General features: G+C 45.1%; 20 protein-coding genes. 14 read left to right on the forward strand and 6 right to left on the reverse strand.

Annotated elements, in window-relative coordinates; translation table 11 throughout:
- Positions 1-30 precede the first annotated feature (30 nt).
- The 5 genes from QMY49_RS23130 to QMY49_RS23150 all read left to right on the forward strand — a co-directional run bounded on the left by QMY49_RS23130 (position 31) and on the right by QMY49_RS23150 (position 5,843).
- Positions 31-1,017, forward strand: coding sequence for a membrane dipeptidase (locus tag QMY49_RS23130; RefSeq protein ID WP_283314615.1), 987 nt, complete (start codon positions 31-33; stop codon positions 1,015-1,017).
- A gap of 150 nt (positions 1,018-1,167) precedes the next feature.
- Positions 1,168-2,736 carry a BCCT family transporter gene (locus tag QMY49_RS23135; protein WP_430381706.1) on the forward strand — a complete coding sequence of 523 codons (1,569 nt, stop codon included), beginning with the start codon at positions 1,168-1,170 and terminating at the stop codon, positions 2,734-2,736.
- 112 nt (positions 2,737-2,848) lie between these two features.
- Positions 2,849-4,588, forward strand: a complete 1,740-nt coding sequence (locus QMY49_RS23140) for a hypothetical protein (RefSeq protein WP_283314619.1) — start codon at positions 2,849-2,851, stop codon at positions 4,586-4,588.
- On the forward strand, positions 4,585-5,316 hold the full coding sequence (locus QMY49_RS23145) for a DUF3726 domain-containing protein (protein ID WP_029790699.1): 732 nt from the start codon (positions 4,585-4,587) through the stop codon (positions 5,314-5,316). Before QMY49_RS23140 ends, QMY49_RS23145 begins: the two co-directional genes overlap by 4 nt.
- 134 nt (positions 5,317-5,450) lie before the next feature.
- Positions 5,451-5,843 (forward strand): nuclear transport factor 2 family protein, encoded by a 393-nt coding sequence (locus QMY49_RS23150; RefSeq protein ID WP_283314622.1) that lies wholly within the window; start codon positions 5,451-5,453, stop codon positions 5,841-5,843.
- 58 nt (positions 5,844-5,901) lie between these two features.
- Here QMY49_RS23150 and QMY49_RS23155 read toward each other — a convergent pair whose 3' ends face one another.
- Together QMY49_RS23155 and QMY49_RS23160 are read right to left on the reverse strand one after the other, a co-directional pair.
- On the reverse strand, positions 5,902-6,699 hold the full coding sequence (locus QMY49_RS23155; protein WP_047516035.1) for a glycine betaine ABC transporter substrate-binding protein: 798 nt from the start codon (positions 6,697-6,699) through the stop codon (positions 5,902-5,904).
- 192 nt (positions 6,700-6,891) lie between these two features.
- Positions 6,892-9,126, reverse strand: coding sequence for a hypothetical protein (locus QMY49_RS23160; RefSeq protein ID WP_283314624.1), 2,235 nt, complete (start codon positions 9,124-9,126; stop codon positions 6,892-6,894).
- Between the two features lie 628 nt (positions 9,127-9,754).
- Here QMY49_RS23160 and QMY49_RS23165 point away from each other — a divergent pair.
- From QMY49_RS23165 to QMY49_RS23190, 6 genes are all read left to right on the forward strand, one after another.
- Positions 9,755-11,647 (forward strand): methyl-accepting chemotaxis protein, encoded by a 1,893-nt coding sequence (locus QMY49_RS23165; RefSeq protein ID WP_005450160.1) that lies wholly within the window; start codon positions 9,755-9,757, stop codon positions 11,645-11,647.
- A 265-nt stretch (positions 11,648-11,912) separates the two neighbouring features.
- Complete coding sequence (gene artP, locus QMY49_RS23170) at positions 11,913-12,641, forward strand: arginine ABC transporter ATP-binding protein ArtP (protein ID WP_005450159.1); 729 nt, start codon at positions 11,913-11,915, stop codon at positions 12,639-12,641.
- A gap of 88 nt (positions 12,642-12,729) precedes the next feature.
- Positions 12,730-13,461: an arginine ABC transporter substrate-binding protein gene (locus QMY49_RS23175; protein WP_029790703.1), complete on the forward strand. Its 732-nt coding sequence runs from the start codon at positions 12,730-12,732 to the stop codon at positions 13,459-13,461.
- Position 13,462: 1 nt separating this feature from the next.
- Positions 13,463-14,152 (forward strand): arginine ABC transporter permease ArtQ, encoded by a 690-nt coding sequence (gene artQ, locus QMY49_RS23180; RefSeq protein WP_005388570.1) that lies wholly within the window; start codon positions 13,463-13,465, stop codon positions 14,150-14,152.
- Positions 14,149-14,817, forward strand: a complete 669-nt coding sequence (artM, locus tag QMY49_RS23185; protein ID WP_009696340.1) for an arginine ABC transporter permease ArtM — start codon at positions 14,149-14,151, stop codon at positions 14,815-14,817. Before artQ ends, artM begins: the two co-directional genes overlap by 4 nt.
- Positions 14,818-14,955: 138 nt before the next feature.
- Positions 14,956-15,528, forward strand: a complete 573-nt coding sequence (locus QMY49_RS23190) for a dioxygenase family protein (RefSeq protein ID WP_074051398.1) — start codon at positions 14,956-14,958, stop codon at positions 15,526-15,528.
- A gap of 9 nt (positions 15,529-15,537) precedes the next feature.
- On the opposite strand, the gene QMY49_RS23195 is transcribed toward QMY49_RS23190, so the two are convergent.
- On the reverse strand, positions 15,538-16,368 hold the full coding sequence (locus QMY49_RS23195) for a LysR family transcriptional regulator (RefSeq protein WP_005450154.1): 831 nt from the start codon (positions 16,366-16,368) through the stop codon (positions 15,538-15,540).
- Between the two features lie 118 nt (positions 16,369-16,486).
- Between QMY49_RS23195 and QMY49_RS23200 the strand changes: the two genes are divergently transcribed.
- Positions 16,487-17,134, forward strand: coding sequence for a glutathione S-transferase family protein (locus QMY49_RS23200; protein WP_047516023.1), 648 nt, complete (start codon positions 16,487-16,489; stop codon positions 17,132-17,134).
- Positions 17,135-17,178: 44 nt separating this feature from the next.
- Here QMY49_RS23200 and QMY49_RS23205 read toward each other — a convergent pair whose 3' ends face one another.
- Positions 17,179-18,942, reverse strand: coding sequence for a leucine-rich repeat domain-containing protein (locus QMY49_RS23205; protein ID WP_283314638.1), 1,764 nt, complete (start codon positions 18,940-18,942; stop codon positions 17,179-17,181).
- Between the two features lie 766 nt (positions 18,943-19,708).
- Between QMY49_RS23205 and QMY49_RS23210 the strand changes: the two genes are divergently transcribed.
- Together QMY49_RS23210 and QMY49_RS23215 are read left to right on the forward strand one after the other, a co-directional pair.
- The gene (locus QMY49_RS23210) at positions 19,709-22,723 is read left to right on the forward strand and encodes a flavocytochrome c (protein WP_283314640.1); all 3,015 of its coding nucleotides are present in this window, start codon (positions 19,709-19,711) and stop codon (positions 22,721-22,723) included.
- 95 nt (positions 22,724-22,818) lie between these two features.
- Positions 22,819-23,790 (forward strand): FAD:protein FMN transferase, encoded by a 972-nt coding sequence (locus tag QMY49_RS23215; protein WP_283314642.1) that lies wholly within the window; start codon positions 22,819-22,821, stop codon positions 23,788-23,790.
- A gap of 52 nt (positions 23,791-23,842) precedes the next feature.
- On the opposite strand, the gene QMY49_RS23220 is transcribed toward QMY49_RS23215, so the two are convergent.
- Positions 23,843-24,010, reverse strand: coding sequence for a hypothetical protein (locus QMY49_RS23220; protein WP_283316819.1), 168 nt, complete (start codon positions 24,008-24,010; stop codon positions 23,843-23,845).
- A gap of 145 nt (positions 24,011-24,155) precedes the next feature.
- Positions 24,156-25,817 (reverse strand): electron transfer flavoprotein-ubiquinone oxidoreductase, encoded by a 1,662-nt coding sequence (locus QMY49_RS23225; protein ID WP_283314643.1) that lies wholly within the window; start codon positions 25,815-25,817, stop codon positions 24,156-24,158.
- Positions 25,818-25,947 lie beyond the last annotated feature (130 nt).

Here is a 25,947-nt window from a genome sequence, read left to right on the forward strand (position 1 = left end):
TAAAGGCTTATTAACGTTTAAGGAGTGGTTATGTACCAACAACGGATTGTGATTGATGGATTGCAGTACTGCAATTGGGATCGAGAATACTTCCAAACGCTGAAGGCGAGCGGTATTACGGCTGTGCATGCGACGATTGTTTATCATGAAAATGCACGAGAAACCTTAACTCGCTTTGCCGAATGGAACCTGAGATTCGAACAAAATACAGACCTGATTATGCCTATTTACTCGATGGCTGACGTCGAGAAAGCAAAAGCTGAGGGAAAGGTTGGCGTCTTTTTTGGTGCACAGAATTGCTCTCCAATTGACGATGAAATCGGCTTAATAGAAGTCATGCGCCGTCAAGGTTTGCTGATTATGCAGTTGACCTATAACAACCAAAGCTTGCTGGCGACAGGATGCTATGAGCAGAACGACTCTGGTGTCACGCGTTTTGGTAAACAAGCCATCGAAGAGATGAACCGTGTCGGGATGATCATCGATATGTCCCACAGTGCAGAGCGCTCAACGTTGGAAGCGATTGACCTTTCTTCACGTCCCATTTGTATTAGTCACGCGAACCCAACGTTTGCTCATGATGCTCTGCGCAACAAATCGAACAACGTCATTAAAGCGCTCACCGAACGTGGCGGCTTGATTGGCTTTAGTCTTTACCCATTCCATCTTCCAAACGGAAGCCAATGCACGCTAGAAGATTTCTGCCAAATGGTCGCGAAAACTGCCGATCAGTTCGGTGTGGATCACTTAGGCATCGGCAGTGATCTTTGTTTAAACCAACCACAGCAAGTGCTTGAGTGGATGCGCAACGGTCGTTGGTCCAAAGCAATGGACTATGGTGAAGGCTCCGCTAGTAATGCGGGGTGGCCTGATGCTTTGCCTTGGTTTAGTGGCAGTAAAGGGATGGTGAACATTTACAACGGCTTAATGCGTCATGGATTCAGTGAATCCGAGGCAGGAAAAATCCTGGGTGAGAACTGGTTTAACTTCCTTAAAGAAGGGCTGGAGGCGAGCTAGGTCGTAACCCAAATAAACATGGAATAGCTCGCTCAAAAAATAATAACAAGGCGAGTGTTAAAGTCACTTTTTGTAGCCGTTATGGCAGCTGCAATAAACTTCTGGAGTCAGAGTATGTCTGATCTAACCAATAGCATGAAAGCTTCAACGATGAGCGTGTCATCAAAGAAGCAACAAGCAAAACACAACGACACTTCAGCAACGGAAAATTCACCGGATAAGTTAGGGTTAAGTAACCCGGCACTTTGGTATAGCGGTGGCTTTATTGCCTTGTTCGTCGCTATCGCGCTTTACGATGGAGAGTTGCTATCAACGTTAGTTAATACGGGATTTGCGTGGTCAGTAAAAGTCTTCGGTCCGTACTGGCAGATACTGCTTCTTCTCACTTTTCTTATTGGTCTTGGCTTGGCTGCAGGGCGAACAGGCAAGGTGATTTTAGGCGGAACAACGAAGCCTGAAATGGATGGTTTTCGTTGGATGGCAATCATCTTCTGTACGCTTTTAGCTGGCGGCGGCGTATTTTGGGCGGCGGCAGAGCCTATCGCGCACTACGTGAGTCCTCCACCTTTGTATGGTCCGCAAGACAATCCTCAGCAAGGTGCCATTAATGCGTTGTCACAGTCGTTTATGCACTGGGGTTTTCTCGCGTGGGCTATTGTTGGCAGCTTAACGTCTATCGTGGTCATGCATTTACACTACGATAAAGGACTGCCGTTAAAACCTCGTATCTTGCTTTATCCAGTGCTGGGTGAGCGAGCGCTAAAAGGTCAAACGGGTGCGCTGATTGACGCATGTTGCATCATCGCCGTAGCGGCAGGAACCATTGGACCGATTGGGTTCCTAGGTTTACAGGTTAGCTACGCGTTAAATGCATTGTTTGATATCCCGGATGGCTTTACCACACAGTTGATCATCATCTTATTTGCGATTGTGTTGTACACCGTATCAGCTTTAAGTGGCTTAAACCGCGGCATGCAAATGCTGAGCCGCTACAACGTGATTCTCGCGTTAGTGTTGATGGTTTATATCCTTCTATTTGGTCCAACAGATTTTATCTTCAATGGTTATATTCAAGGCGTAGGTACCATGCTGGATAACTTTATCCCAATGGCAACTTACCGTGTTGATGAAGGTTGGTTGAGCTGGTGGACAGTATTCTTCTGGGGCTGGTTCTTGGGCTATGGACCGATGATGGCGATCTTCATTGCACGTATCTCTCGTGGTCGCAGTATTCGTCAAATTATCTCGACGATCAGCATTGTTGCTCCGCTTACTACATGTTTTTGGTTCACCATTGTTGGTGGCTCTGGCTTAGCGTTTGAAATTGCGAACCCAGGCAGTGTGAGTGCAGCATTTGAAGGCTTCAATTTACCGGGCGCGTTACTCGCAGTGACTCAACAACTGCCAATGCCGCTACTTGTTTCAATCTTGTTCTTGATTTTGACCACGATCTTCATCGTTACTACTGGTGACTCAATGACGTACACCATCAGTGTTGTGATCAGTGGTGAGACAGAACCAAATGCGATTATTCGTACTTTCTGGGGCGTGGCTATGGGTATCACCGCGTTGATTCTCATCTCACTTGGCTCTGGTGGTATATCAGCCCTGCAATCCTTCATCGTGATTACAGCCGTTCCAGTGTCATTAATTCTGTTACCGTCACTTTGGAATGCACCGCAGATCGCTATGAAGATGGCGAAAGAGCAAGGGCTATAACAACGGTTATAACAAAAAGATCAAACCCAATAACGTGGCGCTTGTGTGGGTGAATCCTCCCCACACCTGCACAAGCCCTTATTCTTACAATAAAAAATAGGTGGTGAGCAAAATGGATGCACATCGTTCTACTTACACTGAAGCAACACTTCGCAACGCTGCAATTGTGATGGCGCCAGACAGGCTAGGGGCTATGCACCAAAATCGAATCAGCTTTGTGCGAAGCTTGATCCGAAAAATGGCGAGTCAGGAATGGCGAGTGAACAAACATGAGTGGCAATTGTGTCCACGCGGTTTTGGTCATGTAATTTACAAATTAGCGACGCCGGAACACGTTTATCACTTGGTTGTATTTTGCGATGAAATTGCTGATGAAGAGCGTAATGACCGAGTCATTGCTGAAAAATGGGACGTAACCTTTGCGCTGGTCAAAGGTGAAGTTAATGTTGAGTTGCTAGAGCAACTTCGAGCCAATGTGCCTTTGCAAGAAGCGGGGCGCAATCCAAACAACGTGCTTGTTCTTGCTCGTGCGAATAAGAGTGTTCGTGTGTTTGAACACATTGTGAATGCGCTTTCTAAAGGTGAGCAGCCAGAGCCTTCGGAACTGGCAGAAGTGGGTTACATCCTAAGAACCACCGCCGTTTATGGTAACGGTAAATTTGGTATTGCCGATTTTAAACTGCTGGAGAACAACCCTGACTTCAACCAATCGTTCAGTGCACAAATGTGTGCCGTTTATATGCTGCGTGAATTCAGTTTAGATTGGGTTCATTACCTTGCTGCGAAAAAAGGCGGAGATAATGCAGTTGCACTTCACAAAGGCCTGCAGCGCTATCTTGGTGTGGGGAATGCAACTGGTTTGGGTATGGCGCCATATTTAATCAACCATCCATGTATTGTCGACCAATGGATGACATCACGTGAGCGTGCTATTGCCAATGTGCTTGCCATGCCATGTGAATCTACCGAGTTAGAGCTGCCGTTAAAAGCCCTGCTTAAAAAAGCACAGCGACACTTAGAGCAAGTGATAACAATCAATGAACATCAAGATCAGCTTAATCATCAAGCGATTGCGGATCTCCAAGCGCTACAAATTAACTTAAATGCTTTGATGGCAGAGCACTCAAATTGGGCAAGCTTGATCAAACAAACCACAACCATGAGTTTGGAAGCCCAAGAAATCCTAACTTCATGTTTGATCGAGCTTTACCCATCTTTGGTTGATGAATTTGAAAACCAAATGAACACCGATGAGTCACTCTCTATTCCTGGTGGAAAAAGCGTTCAAGATGTTTCGCAAATACTAGAGAGCAAATACCGTTGGTCAATCGATGCCGACTACACGTTACCAGAGAACAACTATTGGTTCTGGTATCGCTCACAAGACAAAGAGGAACCGAGACTAGGCATTCGTGGGGAAGAAATCGGTGAAGAACGTGAGTTGCCACTCGATATAGGGCGACAAGTAAACCGCCTCTACCATGCGCTGCAAACGTGCCACCCAGAAAGATCGTTGGCGGAGTTCTTACTGCAGCATCCGCAGTATCGTGCAATCACTCGTCGTGTATGGACGCTCGGCAATCGAGAAATGGGCGATATCCAGATGAATGTACTACGTGAAGACGCACTGCCGATGCATCTACTACGCTGTAAGTTAGCAATCTTTGGTGCGACTAAGTTTGATCCGCGTTCAGACCGATGGGTGCGCGTGACCTTTTTCCAAGGCGCGCCATTGCTTGATGAGATTCAGGACCCGCGTTTCAGCGATACGTGGATTTTCCCAACCATGCCAGAGCATGAAGAAATCGCGCAAAGCGACAATCAAAAAATCACTGGAGGTTTTGCATTATGATCGTCTCGCATAACGAGCTGGTAGCAGCAGTAAACAAAGCTTTTCTTGGTATGCGCCGTCATTGCGGTGAAGCTGATGTGATTGCCAATATGGTTGCGGATCTGCAAATGGTGGGCTTGCACGGGGTGCGTCACTTTAACAACGCCAGCCTGTTTCTCAACTTAGATTCAGATTGTGCGGTTAGCATTACGAGTAACACCGACTCTCATATCGAAGTCGAGTTACACAATGGCAGTATCGCCTGTCATTTACCTGCGGTGTTGGATTTTGCGCTTGAGAAAATGGTCAGCAGCAAGAGCGTTACTATCACACTGAAGCAATGCCACAATCGCTGGTTAGCATTTAGTGAGCTAGTGAGACTCTCTGCCAAAGGCATTGCGTGCCGTGCTCAGTGGGTTAATGGCACTAGTCCAAAGCGAACCTTGTATGTGTTAAACCGCGGGCGGGTTGCACCAGAGGTATTCTTTTCTGATCAGATTGAAGACAACAGTACCGATTATCACAGTATGACGATAGAGCTTGCCGTAACGGATTTTGATATCGAAGCAAGTTCACAAGGTTACGCAATTCATATTGATGGAGATGAACTGAATCGTGCACAGAAAACGTCGTGGGAAGAGGGTATCTTTGTTGAAGACGCAGAATGGGAAGCTCTTAAACAAACAGCCACAGTCTTCCTTGTTGAGAACAGTGAACGCTCGGTACAAGGCGCGGGCGAGTTAGTGTAGCGCAACCAAAACGGCATCATTGGGAATAGACAGAGAGGTAGCTGAATGCTGCCTCTTTTCGTTTAAGAATAAAGCAGGATTATGATTCTCAACTACGCTAATGACAGGTTGTTTGCATGACGAAGGAGAATCAGATGAGCACCATGCAAATCGATATAGAAGAGAATAAGCGCAATGCCATTGCCTTCTATGAGATGGCATATCGAGGAGAACCGAGAAAAGCGGTCGACCTGTACGTGGGGGATGATTACATTCAGCACAATCCGTTAGTGGGTAACGGTACCGAGCCATTTATCGCTTATTTCGAGCGAATGCAGGAAGAGTATCCCAACAAAGATATTACGTTTGTTCGCGCAGTTGCAGAGGGGAATTTGGTGGCACTGCATACTCATCAGACGTGGCCTGATGATGTGGAATATGTAACGATGGATTTCTTCCGCTTTGATCTAAACGGTAAGATTGTCGAGCATTGGGATGCGTTGCAGGAAATACCGAAAGAGACAGCAAACGGGAATACCATGTACTAGCGCACCGAGCCTTGCCATACGCGTTAAGCACGGCAAGGCTCTGAGATTGTATTTAAGTCTATTGCGCTTGGTTATCCAACCACTCACGTGTCACCGTGTCTAAATCTCGCCCTTCACGACTGATTTTGTAATCCAATTCCGCAATGATATCGTTTGAGAAACGGAGCGTGTCCAGTTGGTTTAACTCGTCTTGAGTAAATTTATCTGATTTGTCCTTACGCAGTAGTAAAACGGCTTTATCAATAATGCCTAACAAACCTTTCGGTTCGGTGAGCTCTCTAATTGCGTATTTATAGTGAAGAAATTGAGGTTTCCAAAGTGGCACAACAACCCATCGTTTCTCTTTCACCGCTTGTTCAAATGCGGTAAAGCAATCTTCTTCCGTCCCTGTGTGGAAATGGTAGCCTGCTTGGGTTAGTGCGTATTCGTCCATCATCTTGATCGAAAAGCGCGTAATGCCTGCGCCAGGGTTGATGCCTTGAATATCGGATTTCATTTTCGCTACAACTTCAGGTTTAGTCAGGTCGCTCACTTCTGATACGAGTGCTTCTGGAACGTAATCTGGTACACCCCAAAGTGCGTAAGGTTCGTAGTGTAAGCCGAGCTCCAGTAGGGGTTGTACTTCTTCTACCGATGCTTTGTAAATGCCGTGACTTGATGGTAACCAAGCCGAAGAAAGCATGTCGATTTCACCAGATTTGAGCTTTGAGAAGTTCTCTTCATGGGGTGAATAAATACGCTCGACCTTAAAACCCATATCATTGAGTATATGGCTGACAAGAGAAGCAGTGACACGATGAAATGAGAGGTTAGTGACACCGAGTTTTATAGCTTTTGACGTGTTAGTTTGAGTCATACTGAATTCCTTATTTTTATTCGTGCGAAGTTGAGTCGTGCACTGTGTTTTCGAAGTGATAGTAGGCTCAAGATAGGAAGGGATAAATAGCGAACGCTTTGAGTCACTGTCAAAAATGATTTGATAATCAAGTGCGATAATTACATGAAGGATGTTGAGCAAGGTTGCGGGAAAGGGGGCTTAAGTCGCGGATCAATACAGTAAGAACAGTCCTTCGTATCCACCAATATGAATGTCGGAAACATAGTCTCCAACATTGCCATCCTTGTCGACAGGTCGCATTGGTTTGTCTAGCGTGATGGTGATTTTGGGCGCAGTAAAATAGTCCGCGCTTTTGCCAAAAAAATCAGTGCGATATAACACGCGCCCTTTGCTAAATTCTCTTGCTAACACCATCTCAATTGGACCATCAGAAACTACGGACTCCTCTGAGCGAAAGGCAAAATAGGTATATGTCGGTAGGACGTGAGCAAGACCATCGGGCAGATCTGCGTGCACCACTTCATTCATGGAAGAGTCACCAACCACGGTGTAATCAGCGGCTGAAGGAGTGCTGGTGGACATCATCAAAGGTATTGCTGTAAAGCCTTCTGGGATTTGATTTACTGGTTCGCCTAGATCAGCGGCAAGTAATGCACTTGGTTGATAAGCGATGTTTTTGGGTACTCCGGCTTTCCAGAAGTTGTCGACAGTGGTGTTGTTGCTGCCGTACAGATAACCGCTGTTCCATTGATTAAAATAGCTGTATCCCGAGTGGTGATTTAAGTAGAACGCTGCTAGTGCAGAGTATTGATCCTGCTTCCAATTGTCTTCAGTGTTACCGAAGTACTGAACTCGACCATAACGTGTTGTTGCTTGGTAAATCACTTTCTGACCTACTTTGGCGAGAGCGGCGTTATCCCAGAATTTAGCCAAACCTGCATAGCCACTAAAGCCAGTAGAAGGGAATAGATAGTGCTCCCGTAAGTACAGGGAACCTGCTTTAACTAAATGACTCTGTCCATTGCGACCATATAAGTTTGCCGTGCCTATGTTGAGACCAATTAGCGCATCCGGATCCAGCGTTGCCAGTTTGTTTAAGAATGCCGAAAACTGAGCTTTGTACGCATCATCAGCGGCTTGGCTTCCTGCAACCAAACCAAGTTCATCTACCATACCACCGGAATAGATGTAGAACTGATTTGCACCAAGCAGTTTGTTTGTATCGTCATTGTATGCACCGTTTAAGCCTTGTTTCGCCCATTCTGCTTGGTAATAGTGGTGAACTGCGTTGGCAAAGTTGGGATTGCCGAGATTGGTTAATGCCCACGAGGAGGTTTGGTTCCACATTCGCCCAAATGGAATGACTCGAGACTCCCAACGGAAACGAGCGGTCGCATTTTTGTTTGAGCGGTTTTTATATTCATTCCAAGAGAGATAACTGTCTTGGTTAAGATCCGCAGATTTATCAAAGCCACGAATTTTGCGCCAACGTTGAATCGTTTTTCCGTCAGGTGTTGCCGTTGGTGCATTCGTCAACTTAACGGTTGGAAAACTGTTCTTGAGCTTCACTTCTTTTAGGTGAGGGCGATTCTCAATATTGTCATCATGCCAAGTCACTCTCGCGACATACAAGCGACCACCATCTCGCAAGAAGGTCGAACCAAAGTACTGACCGCCGCCATAGGTTTGTCCACTGCCATCGTGCGTTGTGGCACGAACCCAATCTGAAGGAACAGACCAGTTTACAGTCTGGTTTTTGGTCATGCTCTCGGTTTTGTCTTTCTTAATATCGAAGTTTGTCCATTCTGTTACCTGACCGAACGAATCGACAGAAGAAGGGTATTCAATGGTGAAGCTGCCGCCTTGAGCAAATTGGGTGAACTTAAAAGCTAAGCGGTCGAACTTTTCTGAGTGATAAACATAGAGCGCCCCGCCATTATGAGCTTGACCGAATACGTCAGCGTCCCATGGCGGTGATTGATATAGCCAAAAACCGGCGTGGTCGGCTCTAGCGGTATAGCCAACGATCATCGGTTTTCGATTAAGCAGGGTATTTTCGCCATGAGTTTTGTCTACCTCGGCGATGATGGTGTCTTCGGCAAAATGGAGAAAGTAATCCTCGTAATCAATCCCATTCAGCTCTGCCTCGTTGCGAATATCGTTTTCTACCCAACCTGTATTGAGTTCAAGTTTTTGGCTGTACATGTAGCCAATGGCTTTGACGCGCTCGTTATCGGCTTTGTTTGGATACGTTCCAAAAACAACATCGGCATTCTCTAGCTCCCATTCAATAGCAGCAGCGGCTGAGATTGGGGTATCTTGCATATCAACGCCTTGTTCATGTAACCCTGGTAGAATGATCGCTGTCGCTGCCCATGTCATAGGCGCAGAAAGTAAGCTCAGAGCGCCCAAAGCTGAGAGCATAAAATGCATTGGCTTCATCATTGAGTTGTCCCAATCAAAAATTTTGATTACTCAAATTGCGAATCAAATTAAGAAGAAGTATTAGCGATAGGTATGACCAATTCAAGGAAGGGTGAGTGCGTCTTTTGGTTTATCACTTTTATATCGAATCAATAGTTGTCGCTATTCAGTAATTTATAAAACTAATATTTACTGTCTCAAAAATGAAACTTGAAGAATAAAAGTTTCGATATTTCTAGTTCTTTTCAAAATGAAAATTTACGTATTTACGATGGTATTTCATGAAGAGCTAAAATAAGCATCAGATTTTATATTTTAAAAGTGATCTTTGTTGAGTTATTCATCAAAATGATTATCAAAATAAACTCATAAAGGTAAAATAGAGTGGCAATATAGTTCGCCTCGCTGGGGTTCTTTCAGTTTTGGCATATAGAGCGTATAAATCCGAAGTTGTGCTAGATAGTCCTCACACGGCTAGCCGCCTTTTGTTTATTCAGTTCATTGCCACTTTCTTATATTGAAAGTGCATATGAAACTAACTTTTTTTGTCTATATACACTTATAAAAGTCAGATAGAAAAAATATAAGTATTTTATTTAATCGCTTGTTTACAATAAGTAAACATTTGACCCTTTTGGATAAATGTCGCATGAATGCAAAGAATAAACTTTTAGCATCAATAGGTATTTTAATAATTACGATCGTAACTATTATTTCAGTGTTGAGTTACAACCAAATTAACTCTTCTTCCACAAACTCTTACCAAACTAACCTTTCTACCAGTACACATTTAATAACGTCAGCTGTTGAACAAAAGATCCAAACTTACTTTACGAGCTTAGAAGCGACAGCGTCTGCCATTGAAGTCAATAACCAAACTGCATCTATTGATAACCGTATGGTGGAGATGTTGGTTCAAGGTACAAAGAGCCTAGGGGTTTCCAACTACTTTATCGCGCTTCCTGACGGAACTCTTTACGATTCAGATTCAAAAGGTCTGCATCCAACTTTTAATGCTAAAAAGCTGCAAAGGGAGTGGTATGTAAAGGCGATGTCTGGGCAGGACCAAGTCGTAACTAAGCCGTTTAAAGCGAGCACGGGACAGATGTCTATTTCTCTCGTTATTCCGGTAAAACGAAACGGTGAGGTCGTGGCGATTGTTGGTTTGAGTCTGCTGATGAACGATTTGACTCGCTTTATTAATGGGTTGGCGGAAGACAGCAATGTTTTTGTTGCTCGTGAAGATGGTTACTTGATGGCGGCGTATGAAGAGCAGCTTGTCGGCGAAGATTTGTTTGAGTTACGACCTTCATACAAGCAGTACGCGAGTGATGCATCTAGCTCACACTCTTACACGGTTCCAGACCGTGGTGAGTTTTACGTTGTATCTGAACGTTCGAAAGCGCTTGGTTGGACCGTTTGGGCTTTCGCGAGCTGGGAAGACATTAAAGCGACGTCTCGTGAAGCAGTGATCACCAACTTAGTTTCTGGTCTCGTGTTCATTATTATTGGCACGCTAGGTGCGTCATTGTTAATTCAAAAGTTGTTATACAACCCAATTGGTGGTGAGCCGAAAGAGATTGAACGTCTAGTCGACAAGATTGCGAATGGTGATCTGACTGATATTCCAGCTGCAAAAGGCAGTGACATTGGTGTGTATCGTTCAACACTGTTAATGGCAGATAAGTTGAAGACTATGATCACCGACATCAATTTGTCTTCGGAAGAGCTTATTGAAGCGTCGAGCAAACTGGAGCGTTCATCTATCAAAGTGGATGGCTCATCTAAATCTCAAATGATGCAACTTGAGCAAGTTGCAACCGCAATGAACGAGATGACAGCAACGGTGGCCGAGGTTGCCCAGAGTGCGGTTGAGGCATCAAGCTCATCAAGCGATGCAAATAACAGCTCAGAGCAAGGTTTGACGGTTGTTGCTCAAATGAACTCTGATATTACGACGCTTGTAAACGACATCAACCAGGTCCAACAGGTGATACGTAACGTTCATACAGAAACGGAAAATGTCGGTGGTATTCTGGATGTGATTCGTGGCATTGCTGATCAAACGAACCTGCTTGCACTGAATGCTGCTATTGAAGCTGCACGTGCTGGTGAGCATGGTCGCGGTTTTGCTGTAGTAGCGGATGAAGTTCGCTCTCTTGCGACGAAAACGCAACAAAGCACCAATGAGATCCAATCGATGATTGAAGTTCTGCAAGAGCAAGCGAACAAGTCGGTATTGCTGATGCAAGATAACTCGGACAGTGCAAAACGCACGCTTGATAAGGCAGAAGAGGCGACGTTATCTCTAGACCAGATTCGCCATGAAATCCAGCGAATCCAAGATATGAACCACCAAATTGCCACTGCGGCTGAAGAGCAATCTCAGGTGGCGCATGAGATCAACGAAAGCGTGATTAACGTGAATGATCTTGCACGTGATACGACGGTAGATGTTCAAGACAATGTGGATACATCAGAAGCCTTGATTGCGATGTCGAATAAGCTTCGTGATAGTGTCAGCATGTTTAAGTTGAACTAAGTTATATCGTTCAAGATTAAGACTTAACACCAACGAAAGAGAGGCGCATGCCTCTCTTTTTATTGCCTTTCATTGACTTCCTTTCCATTAGGTTTTTCAACAAATCTCGTTAAAACCTAAACTCATTGCACCAGTCATATACTCTGCTATGTTGGTTGTTTATTATACAAAAAATTAACAATCTAAATTTTTATACATTTTTATTGCATAAAATTCCTTTCTTGCTAGTATAACTCCCAGATGACAATTAATGCAGTATGGCAGCATGAGTATTCAAGTTAAAAGTATCAATAAATCTTACGGCGATACCCAAGTTTTACACGATGTCAGTTTTAATTGTGAAAGCGGTGAAACGCTGGTGTTACTCGGTCCAAGTGGTGCAGGGAAGAGCTCTCTACTACGTGTTCTTAACCTTCTTGAAGGCGCGGATAACGGGCAATTAAACATCGCTGATGACGCATTCGACTTTTCAACTGAAATCAAAGAGAAACAAGGTTTAGCGCTTCGTCGTAAAGTGGGCATGGTTTTCCAACAGTACAATCTATGGCCACACATGACAGTGATGGAGAACCTGATTGAGGCTCCGGTCAAAGTCTCTGGCATGGATAAAGAAGAAGCGAAGAAGCAGGCAATGCAAATTCTCGCAACGCTGCATTTGGCAGACAAAGCGGATGCATGGCCGATGCAACTTTCTGGTGGTCAGCAACAACGTGTGGCGATAGCCCGTGCGCTGATGATGAAACCAGAAGTCTTACTTTTTGATGAGCCTACCGCAGCGCTTGACCCTGAAATTACGAATCAAGTGGTCAAGATCATTAATGATTTAAGCGAAACGGGAATTACACAAGTTGTTGTGACCCATGAGGTAGATTTCGCCAAGAAAATCGCTAGCCATGTTCTATACCTAGAAAAAGGGCACATCGTAGAGCACGGCACGCATGACGCATTTGTTAATCCGCAAACCACTCAGTTTGCCGATTACCTAAATCACTAAATTACGTTTTTAAAGTTCAGTCTATTTAACAGATAAGCTCGGCTGTCATTGCGAGTGTCAGCCCACTAAGTACACACGGAGTATTGCAATGAAAAAGATTCTACTAGCTTCACTAATCGGCCTTTTCTCAGCGAACGCAGCAGCACAAGAAGAGATCAAATTTGCGATGGAAGCGACTTACGCACCGTTCGAATACATGGATGAAAACAACCAAATCCAAGGTTTTGATGTGGATCTGGCGAACGCACTATGTAAAGAAATGGAAGCAAAATGTACCTTCCACAACCAGTCTTTTGACAGCCTGATCCCTGCATTAAAATTCAAGCGTTATGATGCGGCTATCTCTGCAATGGATATTACTGATGCACGTTTGGAACAAGTAAACTTTTCTGACCCTTACTACGACAACTCAGCAGCGTTTGTTTCTATCAAAGAAAAAGTGGCTGATCAAAAAGCACTAGAAGGTAAGCGTGTTGGTGTTCAAAACGGTTCAACACACCAAAGCTACCTGATTGAGCAAATGCCGGGCGTAACCGCGGTTCCTTACTCAAGCTACCAAGACGCGTTCATCGATATGAAAAATGGTCGTATTGATTCTGTATTTGGTGACACAGCAGTCGTAGCAGAATGGTTCAAGAAAGAAGACAACCTAGCTTACGTGGGTGAGCACGTCACTAACCCTAAATACTTCGGTAACGGTTTCGGTATCGCAGTAAACAAAGGTAACGACGAGCTAGTGAACAAGCTGAACACAGCACTGAAAACAGTGAAAGCGAACGGCGAATACGACGTAATCTACAACAAGTACTTCGGTAAGTAATATGGCACTAACGGGTTACTCTTTATCGCTTGTTCAAGCTAGTTGGATGACTGTCCAGCTAGCCTTCACAAGCCTTTTAGTCGGTTTGATTCTGGCAGTGGTATTCGCCAGTGGTGAAATGTCTCGCCGTGTTTTCGTTAAATGGCCAATGACGGCGTTTGTGACGATTGTACGTGGCTTGCCAGAAATCCTTGTCGTGTTGTTCATCTATTTTGGTTCGACGCAGGTTCTGTTTTTAATCACCGGCGACTTTATAGAGGTTAGCCCGTTCTTGTCTGGCGTGGTGGCGTTGTCGTTAATCTTCGCTTCTTATGCTTCTCAAACTCTACGTGGCGCATTGAAAGCCGTTGGAAGAGGGCAAAGAGAGGCAGCAAGTGCACTCGGCATCAGTCAAGCACACGCTTTTGTTCGCATTGTTTTGCCACAAGCGGTAAGACACGCGCTACCAGGTTTAACTAACCAATGGTTGGTTTTGCTGAAAGATACCGCGCTTGTATCACTGATTGGCGTAACGGATTTATTGAAGCAAGCACAGCTAACATCTGCAGCGACGCATGAAGCCTTTACATGGTACGCAACTGCTGCGGCGATTTACTTAGGCATTACTTTGATTACGCAACGTGCCGTAAAACTGATTGATAAGAAGTTCTCAATTCAAGGCATGAGTATGGGACAGGAGGCTACCGCATGAACGAACAACATGTTTGGCAAATGCTGGATGGCTTAGGCACTAGCCTTCAATTGACTGCCGCTTCTTTGGTGGTGGGCTGTCTCTTAGCTTTGATGATGACGCTGACTCTGATCTTACGTACTCCGGGTTTGCATTGGTTAAGTCGTGGCATCATCACCTTGTTTACTGGTACGCCTTTATTGGTGCAGATCTTCTTGGTGTACTACGGTCCGGGTCAGTTTGATGTCGTAAGAGAAAGCGTATTCTGGACATGGTTAAGCCAACCTTGGTTTTGTGCGATGTTAGCACTAGCACTCAATACCGCTGCATACAGCACTCAGTTGTTCAAAGGAGCGTTTAACGCGATTCCTTCCGGTCAATGGCAAGCGTGTCGTGCATTAGGCATGAACAAAACCGCAACACTGAAAGTGCTTCTGCCATACGCTATTCGCCGTGCTGTTCCGGCTTACTCGAACGAAGTGATTTTGGTCTTCAAAGGTACGTCACTAGCAAGCACGATTACGATCATGGATCTGATGGGTTATGCGCAGCGCATTAACGCACAAACCTACGATACGTTGACGGTATTTGGTATTGCAGGCGCATTTTATTTAACGGTAAATGGTGTGCTAACTCTCATTTTCCGTCAGGTAGAGAAGAAAGCATTGGCGTTCGAAGCCGCATAATCCTTCAATCAACACTCATCGTTTAGTTCCACAGTGCCTCTGCGAATGACTCTCTTGCAGGGGCATTTTTTATATTTGTCATGGCAAATTCCTCAAGTTCCACCAAACTTAATTCAACCCAATAGCATTGGTGGCATCATGGAAAGAAGACACTTTTTAGCACTGTGGACATTGTTGTTCGCCCCCTCTTTAAAAGCGAAAACACCAATGCGGTCGACGCCAGCACAAACAGAAGGACCATTTTATCCAGTAGTGGATATTCCTCTTCGTCAAAACTTGATTCTGCAATCAGAAGGCTTGGTCGGTGAACCTATCGTGTTGCAAGGCAGAGTATTAGATACATCGGGAAACCCTGCCTCAGGCATCAAAGTAGAAATCTGGCAATGCGATGGGCAGGGGATTTACGATCATCCTAAGCAACCAAATAACGATAAGTTTGATGCTCACTTTGCTGGCTTTGGCGCAGTCGAAACTCAATCGGATGGTCGCTACTTGTTTCAGACCTTATACCCTGTACCTTATGCTTCTCGCCCACCGCACATTCACGTTAAGTTGTGGCGAGATAATCAAGAACTTCTGACCACTCAGTTGTACTTGAAAGGCAATACTGGCGATGAATGGTGGGGAGGCAAAGCCCGTGATTATCTGCAGTTTGAAACTATACGAATCGACGGGCGGTTAACGAGCGAATTTAACTTTGTGATTGGCTAGCTAATCCGATTAAGCCATTAACTCAACCAATTGCGCCAAGCATTCTTTGTCCAGTATTGGATGAGGCTCAACACCCGTGACCAGTACTATATCCACGGAAGGCAGCGATGGCATATCGTTTAAGATCTCGAGATCATCGCTAACGCTAATACTGCCCATAGCACCGATAGCCATGCCTGAACGTACAATCGCTCTTTGTGCCGATGCTGTATTGCAACACGCCAGTAGTTGATAAGGGATACCACGTTTGGTTAATCCGTCTACCGCAGCCGCATGGTATTTGCAGTCGGTTTGGAAAAGGGCAAGAGGGAGAGGTTGGGCGGTCTCGATGCTAAAATCAGGGTGAGCAATCCACACGCCTTTGTCGCTTGCTAGCCAATAACCTTCTTCACTGTCCGGTGCTCTAGTCACAATAGCGGCGTCTAGCTTTCCTTCATCCAGCTTTTCTCTCAAGGTGATGCTGGGCTCACTGAAGACTTGAATCGAACACGTGGGTTCAGATTGTTGTAATACACGAATGACTTTAGGCAGGATATTGTCGTTGTAATCTTCTGGACAACCTAAGCGAAGAGGACGCTTATTTTCATAGCGTTTCACCTGTTTCAGCGCTTGATTATGCAAGCTGACTAGTTGCTCTGCATGAGAGCGTAGTGCCAATCCCGCTTCACTTAAGACAAGATTGCGACCTTCTTTTTCAAATAAGCTGACACTGAGCTCGTCTTCCAACTTACGCATTTGTGCACTAAACGCTGATTGGGTGCGATTGATCTGCTTGGCAGCACGAGTGAAACTTCCCGTTTCTACAAAAGCAAGAAAGCTGCGCAACGCATCGATATCCATATCTAAAACTCATCCATCGTTTTTGTTGAAGTGTTCTATCAAAACTATCCGTTAGTCCCCTTAAATACAATCAGATATTGTGAATGGGTAATCAAAACACGAACCGCATGGAGGCGTCATGAAACTGTTTATTGCTAACCAAAACTACTCAAGCTGGTCACTTCGCGCATGGCTGATCTTTTCTCAATTCAAACTGGATGTGGAAGTCACCAAGCTCAAGTTATTCACGGAAGATTTTTATAAGACCTTGGAAGATATTACACCAACGGCGAAAGTACCGGTCTTGATGGATGGCGATGCAACAGTGTGGGATTCATTAGCGATTTTGGAATACGTAAACGAGCAATACTTGCAAGGTAGAGCATGGCCAAGCAACTCCGCAGTACGGGCTAAAGCACGCGCCATCGCTTCAGAAATGCATTCGGGTTTCTTTGATTTAAGAAACGAACTCCCAATGAATATCCGCGCGCGCAGAAAAGTCGATTTAACTGAAGGTGCACGTAAAGATATTGCTCGCATTGACGCTATTTGGGCAGAACAAGCCAAGCTGCATCCGAACGGCTGGTTATTTGGAGAATGGTCGATTGCAGATGCTATGTATGCACCTGTGGCATTGCGTTTCCAAACTTATGGCATCGAGTTATCGAAAGGTGCCAAAGCTTACCAACAGAAGGTGCTAGCAAGTGAATCTTTACAGCAATGGTTGGAAGAGGCGAGCCAAGAAACGGATATCGTAGAAGAAGATGAAGCAGGGGTAGAAGTTTAACGGCACTAGAGCCTCACTTGATGTGAGGCTCTATTAAAAATAACTTATTTACCTTTCATACATTGCAGTACTTCTGTTCGCTCGAAATGATTTTCTTCTGCATAGCTCCCCATTAAACACCCTGTATAAAAGAGAAAAGCATTTTTCAAAGCGTCTTTACTGTCAAACTTGCCCTTTTGTTTTTTGATTTCTCGTGCCATTACTGCCTGGCAGCTCTTGGTGTAAGGCTCAAGAGCTTGTTCACATTTACTAGTACTATCGAACCCAAAACAGTGCTGAAAGGCGGTTTCTTTGCAAACATAACGAGAACCTTTACTGAATAAGTTTTGCATGACCAGTGCTTCCTTGATTGAAGTGAGTTCTTTAGGATCATCCATATTGACTAGCTGGAAGGCTTTTTTTGCTACCACGCTATCGCGGTAAAGTATCTCGAGTTTCCAACGACCGGACACCAGCTCGCTTTTATCGCCGAAATACCACATCGCGAGGTTACGATCATGCTTAAACATGGTGTCAGGCCAAGTGGATTCGGTGAACCCTTTGCCCGTTTTAGGATCGACAATCTTTGGATGCGTCATCCGGACGGTAATTGGGAATTTGTTGGTTTTTGCAAGGCTAGGCTCTATTTCACCCTGTGCATTCTTGGGCAACGTAACCGAGTATCGAAAGCCAATGTATTGGCCGAGTTTTGGCATCACCATTTGTGTTGGAGTCACGGTGTACTCTTTTCCCTCTTGCGTTATTACACCACCTTCAATAATGCTGACACGAGGAGATAGTAGGTCTGAGATGTTTTTCTCTTCGCTTGCTTGAGAGGTCGTCGTTAGAGCAGCGGCATAAGGTGAACCCTCGACTGAAAACAGAACAAACTCATGACCTTTAGCCAATGTAATATCATAAAGTGGGTTGTTGAATGCTATGAACTTCTTCAAGGCCAGTTGTTGAGTCAGATCCAGTTTGGTCAATTTATTATTGTTTAGCTCGAGTGATGTTAAGTTAGGGTTTTTACCCAATTGGAATTCGGCTAACTGGTTGTAGTCTGCTTTAACTTCTTGCAACTGTGTCTGTTGGCTTAAGTCCAAACTGGTGAGCTTATTATTGCGCACGTTAAGGTGCTTAAGATTCGCGTTTTTCGATAAATCAATCTCTTGCAATTGGTTTGATTGAAGAGATAGGTGCGAAAGCTTTGGGTTATGGCTTAAGTCGATCGTAGTTAGGCTGCCACTTCCAAGAAAGAGCGTCTTTAGTTCGGAGTTTTGGCTAACGTTAAGTTCTGTCAGTTTATGGGCACTGAATCCAAGGTCACGCAACCGTGATAGATGGCGTATGTCTATTTCTGCAATAGGCATTTTGTAGGCGTAGAGACTTTTCAGCTTCAAGTTCTTATTGATGTTGAGCTGTGTCAGGTTGTTTTCTGAAATAGTCAGAGTTTCAAGCTCTGGGTTATGAGATAGGTCGATATCTCTCAATTGGTTGTTCGCCAAGATCAGGCGTTTGAGCTTTGGATTATGTGTAGTATCGACGCTTCTAATATTGTTATTTAGAAGAATCAAGTGTTCTAGTGCAGGGAAAAATTTAATTTCTTCCACAGAGCTAATGTTATTGTTGGAGCAGTCGAGTTCGGTCAAAATGTTTGGCGAAGACGCTTCGTAGCCGGAAAAGCAATCAGCAAAGTTTAGGTCGACGAACTGAATGTCACCAATGGTTTCTGGAGTGGAACCATAAGCAAAACCGGATAACGCCAAACTACTTGTTGCCATCACCATTTTACCGGATAACCAGATTAGGTTTACCACTGACGCCTTCATATATTAATCCTTTTCGAAGTATTTTCTTTTTAGTTTTAGGCGCTCAATTGCCTTGCCGTTAGTGAATGCTGTTTCGACAATGAATAGAGCAACAATGAATAGTTCTGCAGCAGTTTACGCAATCTCTCAAAATAAAACTGTAGGTAAACTACCGGAACTATTAGCTTTTTCATCTAAATTTTTCGAATGGTGATGAAGGTAACGTCGGTGGGAGGGGGCATTTCGAAAGCAAATAAAGTAGCGATGAATTGTGCAATGGGTGACAGGCAATATCTGTTTTTTGTAAAATTATCTGACCGTGATGAAAGTCGGTTATGTGACTCTTAGAGATGAGTCATAAAGACTTGAAACATAAAAATACGGAGTACAGATAACGGCGATAATATCCGTACCTCGCAGGCTTGTTGAGTCGCTGAGTACTCGTCTAGTTACCCAATTCACTTTTACCTTTTCTTCGTAAGTTAGCACTTAAATTACTCGTTATATTCCAGTTCAGAAAAGGCTTAACGCCTAACTAAACATTAAGGCGTCGCACTTCATCTCCTGCCTTTTTTTACCATTCAAATCAAACCACTTAGCCTTTAATTAATGCGCTTCAATCATAGCTAAAATGCAAAGTATTCATTTTACTCATACGGTCAAATCAATAATATTTTTGTGGTTATCGAATGAGGGCGTTGGTTTTCATATCAAAAACACTTGTGGTGCGTTGGTCGAACTGGAGGTGCCTTTGATATGAGAATTAATCTGTTAAAGGAAACTATTTATGGCTCAGTTAGTCGATGAAATTGTATTTCAATCAGGGGTCAAGCTGCATAATCGTATCGTGATGGCACCGATGACGATTCAGTCTGCATTCTTTGATGGCGGCGTAACGCAAGAGATGATCAACTACTATGCAGCTCGTTCCGGTGATGCAGGGGCGATCATTGTCGAGAGTGCGTTTGTAGAAAATTACGGTCGTGCTTTCCCGGGTGCGCTTGGTATTGATACCGACAGCAAAATCGCAGGTTTAACAAAGCTTGCCGATGCGATTAAAGCCAAAGGCTCTAAAGCTATTCTGCAGATCTACCATGCGGGTCGTATGGCAAATCCTGAGTTCAATGGCGGACACCAACCGATTTCTGCAAGCCCTGTCGCTGCGCTACGTGACAATGCTGAAACACCACTTGAGATGACCAAAGAGCAAATCGAAGAGATGATCGAGCGCTTTGGTGATGCCGTAAACCGTGCAATTCTTGCTGGCTTCGATGGCGTTGAAATTCACGGCGCAAACACATACCTGATTCAGCAATTTTTCTCACCACACTCAAACCGTCGTAACGACAAATGGGGTGGTAACATTGAAAGACGTACTTCTTTCCCACTGGCTGTACTTGCAAAAACCAAGCAAGTGGCTGAGCAACATAACAAATCTGATTTCATCATCGGTTACCGCTTCTCTCCAGAGGAGATTGAACAGCCGGGCATCCGCTTTGATGACACCATGTTCCTACTAGACAAGCTTGCGACTCACGGCTTGGATTACTTCCATTTCTCAATGGGTAGCTGGTTACGCAATTCTATCGTCACACCTGAGGATCAAGAGCCGCTAATCGACAAATACCGTAAGCTTCAATCTGAAAGTGTTGCGAAAGTACCAGTGATTGGTGTTGGTGGTATTGCTCAACGCAAAGATGCAGAAAATGCACTAGAGCAAGGTTACGACATGGTCAGTGTCGGTAAAGGTTATTTGGTTGAACCGACTTGGGCAAACAAAGCGCTTAACGATGAAACTTGTGCTGAGTTCGCGGATATCGCACAACAAGAAGCGCTGCAAATCCCAACACCACTTTGGGAAATCATGGATTACATGATTGTGGACAGCGCAGCCGAAGCATTGAAGCACCAACGCATCAAAGAGCTGCAGAACGTTCCAATCAAATTTAACTCAGGTGAATACACGGCGTATGGTCGCGGTCACAATGGTGACTTGCCGGTTACGGTAACTTTCTCTGAAGATAAAATCCTCGACATTGTGGTGGACTCTTCCAAAGAATCGGACGGCATCGCAAACCCAGCGTTTGAACGTATTCCTCAACAAATTCTTGATGGTCAAACACTGAACATCGACGTGATTTCAGGTGCGACAGTCAGCAGCCAAGCAGTACTGGACGGCGTATCGAACGCGGTTGATCTGGCGGGCGGTAACTCAGAAGCACTGCGCTGCAAAGCCAAAGAAGCGGTTGCATGGTCATCGAAAACCATCGAAGAAACCGTGGATATCGTGGTTGTTGGTGGCGGCGGTGCTGGCTTAAGTGCAACCTTGACGGCACTAGACAAAGGCAAATCGGTTATTTTGCTTGAGAAGTTCCCTGCAATCGGTGGTAACACGGTGCGTACTGGCGGTTGGGTGAACGCGGCAGAACCAAAGTGGCAAGGTGATTTCCCAGCACTTCCTGGCGAAAAAGAAACCTTGATGCTGCTAGCGAAAACAGCGGAATCCGAGTTTGCGGGTGAGTACCTTGAAGATTTCAAAGTACTTAAAGCGCAACTGGATGGCTACTTTACAGACCTTGAGAACGGCAAGCAGTACTTGTTTGATTCTGTCGAATTACACCGCATTCAAACCTACCTTGGTGGTAAACGTACCGACCTGAACGGTGAATCGATTTACGGTCAATACGATTTGGTTGAAACCCTAACAACTCGTTCTATGGAATCCATTGATTGGCTGAGTGAAAAGGGCATTGATTTTGACCGTAGCGTTGTTGAGATCCCAGTTGGTGCCTTGTGGCGTCGTGCACACAAACCTAAACGTCCAAAAGGCGTAGAGTTTGTCGACAAACTATCAAAACGCATCCAAGAACAAAACGGTCGCATTATTACTGACACACGTGCAACGGATTTGATGGTTGATAACGGCAAAGTGGTCGGTATCAAAGCGGTTCAAGCGGACGGTACAGAGCTTATCCTTCACGTGAATCATGGTGTGGTGTTGGCTTCTGGTGGCTTCGGCGCAAACACTCAGATGATCAAAAAGTACAACACATACTGGAAAGAAATCGCGGACGACATCAAGACCACAAACTCACCAGCATTGGTTGGTGACGGCATCGAAATTGGTGAGAAAGCAGGCGCAGAATTAGTTGGTATGGGCTTTGTGCAATTAATGCCAGTTGGTGACCCTAAATCAGGTGCGTTGCTAACCGGTCTGATTGTGCCACCAGAGAACTTTGTGTTCGTGAACAAGCAAGGTAAGCGCTTTGTTGATGAGTGTGGTAGCCGTGACGTGCTTTCTGAGGCGTTCTTCGACAACGGTGGTCTGATCTACATGATTGCGGACGAGAACATTCGTCAAACCGCAGCGAATACATCAGATGAAACCATCGAACGCGAAATCAAAGAAGGCATCATTATTCAAGCTGACACGCTAGAAGCGTTGGCAGAGAAAATTGGCGTTCCGACGCAAGAGCTAACTAACACCATCGCACAATACAACGCCTGTGTGGATGCGGGACAGGATCCTGAATTTCATAAGAGTGCGTTCGGTTTGAAAGTGGAAAAAGCACCGTTCTACGCGACACCACGTCAGCCTTCAGTTCACCATACAATGGGTGGCTTGAAGATTGATACTAAGGCGCGCGTGATTGGTAAAGACGGCGAAGTTATTCAAGGTCTGTACGCAGCAGGCGAAGTAACGGGTGGCATCCACGCGGGCAACCGCCTCGGTGGTAACGCGCTGATCGATATCTTCACTTATGGTCGTATCGCTGGTGAGAGTGCATCTGAACTTGTTTAAGCACTCATTCAAGAGTGAAACAGAGCAAGATAAGTAATCAATAAGAGGGGAGTGATGCTTCCCTCTTTTTCCGTATTTAGTGTTTGGAGAAATCGATGAGCACCAATAAATACAGCGCCAGATTTCAGATGATGGGCACCTTTATCGATGTGGTGGTGTATCACTCGAACGGTGAGCAATTGATAAGAGAAGCTTACGACCAACTCGCCGATTACACAGAGCGATTTACGGTCAATCAACCAGACTCTGAGCTGATGTGCGTCAACCAAAATGCGGGTATTACACCGGTGGTGGTAGCGCAGGATCTATTTGACCTGATTAAGCTTGCTAAACAGCACAGTGAAGATACAAGAAACCCGTTTAACGTTGCAGTTGGTCCGCTTGTAAAAGCTTGGCGAATTGGTTTTAAGGATGCCAAAGTGCCGTCTCATGATGTGATTACAGACAAGGTATCGTTGGTCGATCCGATCAAGATCATTTTGAACGAAGATGACCGCTCGGTGTTCTTAAGTCAAAAGGGGATGGAGATAGACTTGGGTGCGATTGCTAAAGGTTACTTCGCCGATCAGGTAAAGAACAAACTGGTTGAAGCAGGCGTGCAAAGCGGTTTTATCAGTTTGGGGGGGAACGTACTGACCATCGGTCATTCGCCAGATAACAGCAACAAAGCATGGAATGTGGGCATTCAGAACCCATTATCAGAGCGTGGTGACGTCGTTCGCGTCGTACCTTTACAAGGCATGTCGATGGTGACATCGGGTATCAATGAGCGATTTTTTGAATCCAACGGGCAGCGTTATCATCACTTGTTGGATGCCAAGACGGGGATGCCTATTTCAACCGATATCGCCAGTTTGACGATCATCTCTAGGCTGTCTGTCGATGGTGAAATTTGGAGTACCGCCGGCTTTTTACCAAGCGTAGAAGAATCGATATCGTACCTAAATCAGCAACATGGTATCGAGGCAGTGGTTGTTTCAAAACAAGGTGAAGTGCACGTCACACAGGGGCTGATGGATTATAAAGGCTGTATTTTATTGCGCGAAGAGTCAGTTCTGGAAGAGTAAGGTGAGGCAGAGATTCAAACCTGCCTCGTATCATTAAATTATCGCGTTAGCGTTAATCGTCCGCACCGCATTTAGCGCACTCTTCGTACGTGCGTTCGCCTTCACTGATCACAACATAGCTACCCACACATTGGTCACATAGTGCCAGTTTTGGGTAGGCAATTTTCTCTTTCTTAGACGCCGTGTCACCTTCAGTTACGTAGTATTTTCGCATTGTCATGATTCATCAGTTGGAACAAGGGCGGCATTATATCCGTAATTGAAATTCGCTGGTGGATTTCTTCGTATCGAAGGCAAATTTTTCTACATAAAAACAGCAGTTGGATTGTTTATCCATTCATTAGACTGTCAACATACTAACGTATCTACATGTTTTGATAGCTCGGTCCGCCGCCACCTTCTGGTGCTTTCCATGTGATGTTTTGCGAAGGATCTTTGATGTCACAGGTTTTGCAATGCACACAGTTTGCGGCATTGATTTGGAACATTCGCTCGCCTTCTACTTCTACCACTTCATAGACGCCAGCAGGGCAGTAACGTTGGCTCGGCTCATCAAACTTCTTCAAATGGACTTGAATCGGAATATGAGGATAGGCGAGTTGTAAGTGGCAAGGCTGATTTTCTTCGTGTTGTGTACCAGACAAAAATACCGATGAAGGTTTATCGAAGCTGATTACACCATCTGGTTTCGAGTATTGAATAGGTAGGCACTCATCAATTGGTTTCAGCTGTTCATGATCGTGCGAAGGATCAGTGATCGTCCACGGTATTGGTTTCTTAACCAGAGGCTGCCATAGATTGTGTTCGAAGGTGGAAAGTGCTCCGCCGAGTACGCTGCCGAATTTGTGAATGTTCGCACCAAAGTTGCGTGTGTCACTAAGTTCTTCATACAGCCATGAATCTTCAAACTTGGTTTGGTAATCCGGTTCCGAATTGGATTGTGTGAATGCTTCCGCAATGGCTTCTGCGGCTAATAAACCGGATTTCATCGCAGTATGGCTGCCTTTGATTTTGGCGACGTTCAAAGTACCTGCATCACAGCCAATCAATAGACCGCCGGGGAATTGCTGTTTCGGCAGAGAAGATAGTCCACCTTTCGCAATGGCTCTTGCGCCATAAGCAATGCGTTGGGCGCCTTTCAGATGTTGTTCGATAGCTGGGTGGTGCTTAAAGCGTTGAAATTCGTCAAACGGACTCAAGTAAGGATTGCTGTAATTCAGGTCGACAATCAGCCCGACAGCGATTTGGTTGTTCTCCATGTGATAGAGAAAACTGCCGCCCGTGGTGTTGGATTCACTCAGTGGATACCCTGCAGAATGAATCACGCTGCCTGATTGATCTTTGACATCGGCAGGTAACTCCCAAATCTCTTTAAGCCCGAGTGCATAATGTTGCGGTTGTTTATCATCGTCTAAACCAAATCGTTGAATGAGTTCTTTTCCTAGATGACCTCGGCACCCCTCGGCGAATACGGTGTATTTGGCTTTTAGCTCAATACCGGCTTCAAAGTTGGGTTTGGCTTCTCCGTTCTTGTCCAAGCCCATGTCGCTGGTGTTTACCCCTGTAACAGCGCCAAATGCATCGTAGTTAATCGTGGATGCAGCGAAACCGGGATAGACCTCAACGCCAAGCGATTCTGCTTGTTCTGCTAACCAACGACACAAGTTCGCCAAGCTAATGACGTAGTTGTTTTCGCCATTGTGCATCGGGTTGGGAGTAAGAAAGTGGGGAACACGAATGTGATTCAGGTCTGTGGTTAGGTACAAGAAGGCATCGTTTTTTACCGCGGCGGAAAGCGGTGCGCCCATGTTTTGCCAATCAGGAAAGAGTTCGTCTAATGCACGCGTTTCGAATACCGCGCCAGATAAGATATGTGCGCCAACTTCTGAGCCTTTTTCTACCACACAAATAGACAGCGGCTCACCCTCACGTTCTTGGTTGAGTTGCGCTAAGCGGCATGCTGCACTCAAACCTGCAGGTCCGGCGCCAACAATCACCACATCAAATTCCATGCATTCTCTTTCCATCTTCTTGCTTCCTTTATGCGAAACCTTTCTTTGTGTTTCAGGTGCTTCTTCTATTACGCAGTGCTCGTATAAAGAACTATAGTCCAGTTGACGTAAACGTAAACTAAACTAAGCTCAAATGGTAACGTCA

It is taken from the genome of Vibrio harveyi, assembly GCF_030060435.1.
Lineage (GTDB): Bacteria > Pseudomonadota > Gammaproteobacteria > Enterobacterales > Vibrionaceae > Vibrio > Vibrio harveyi.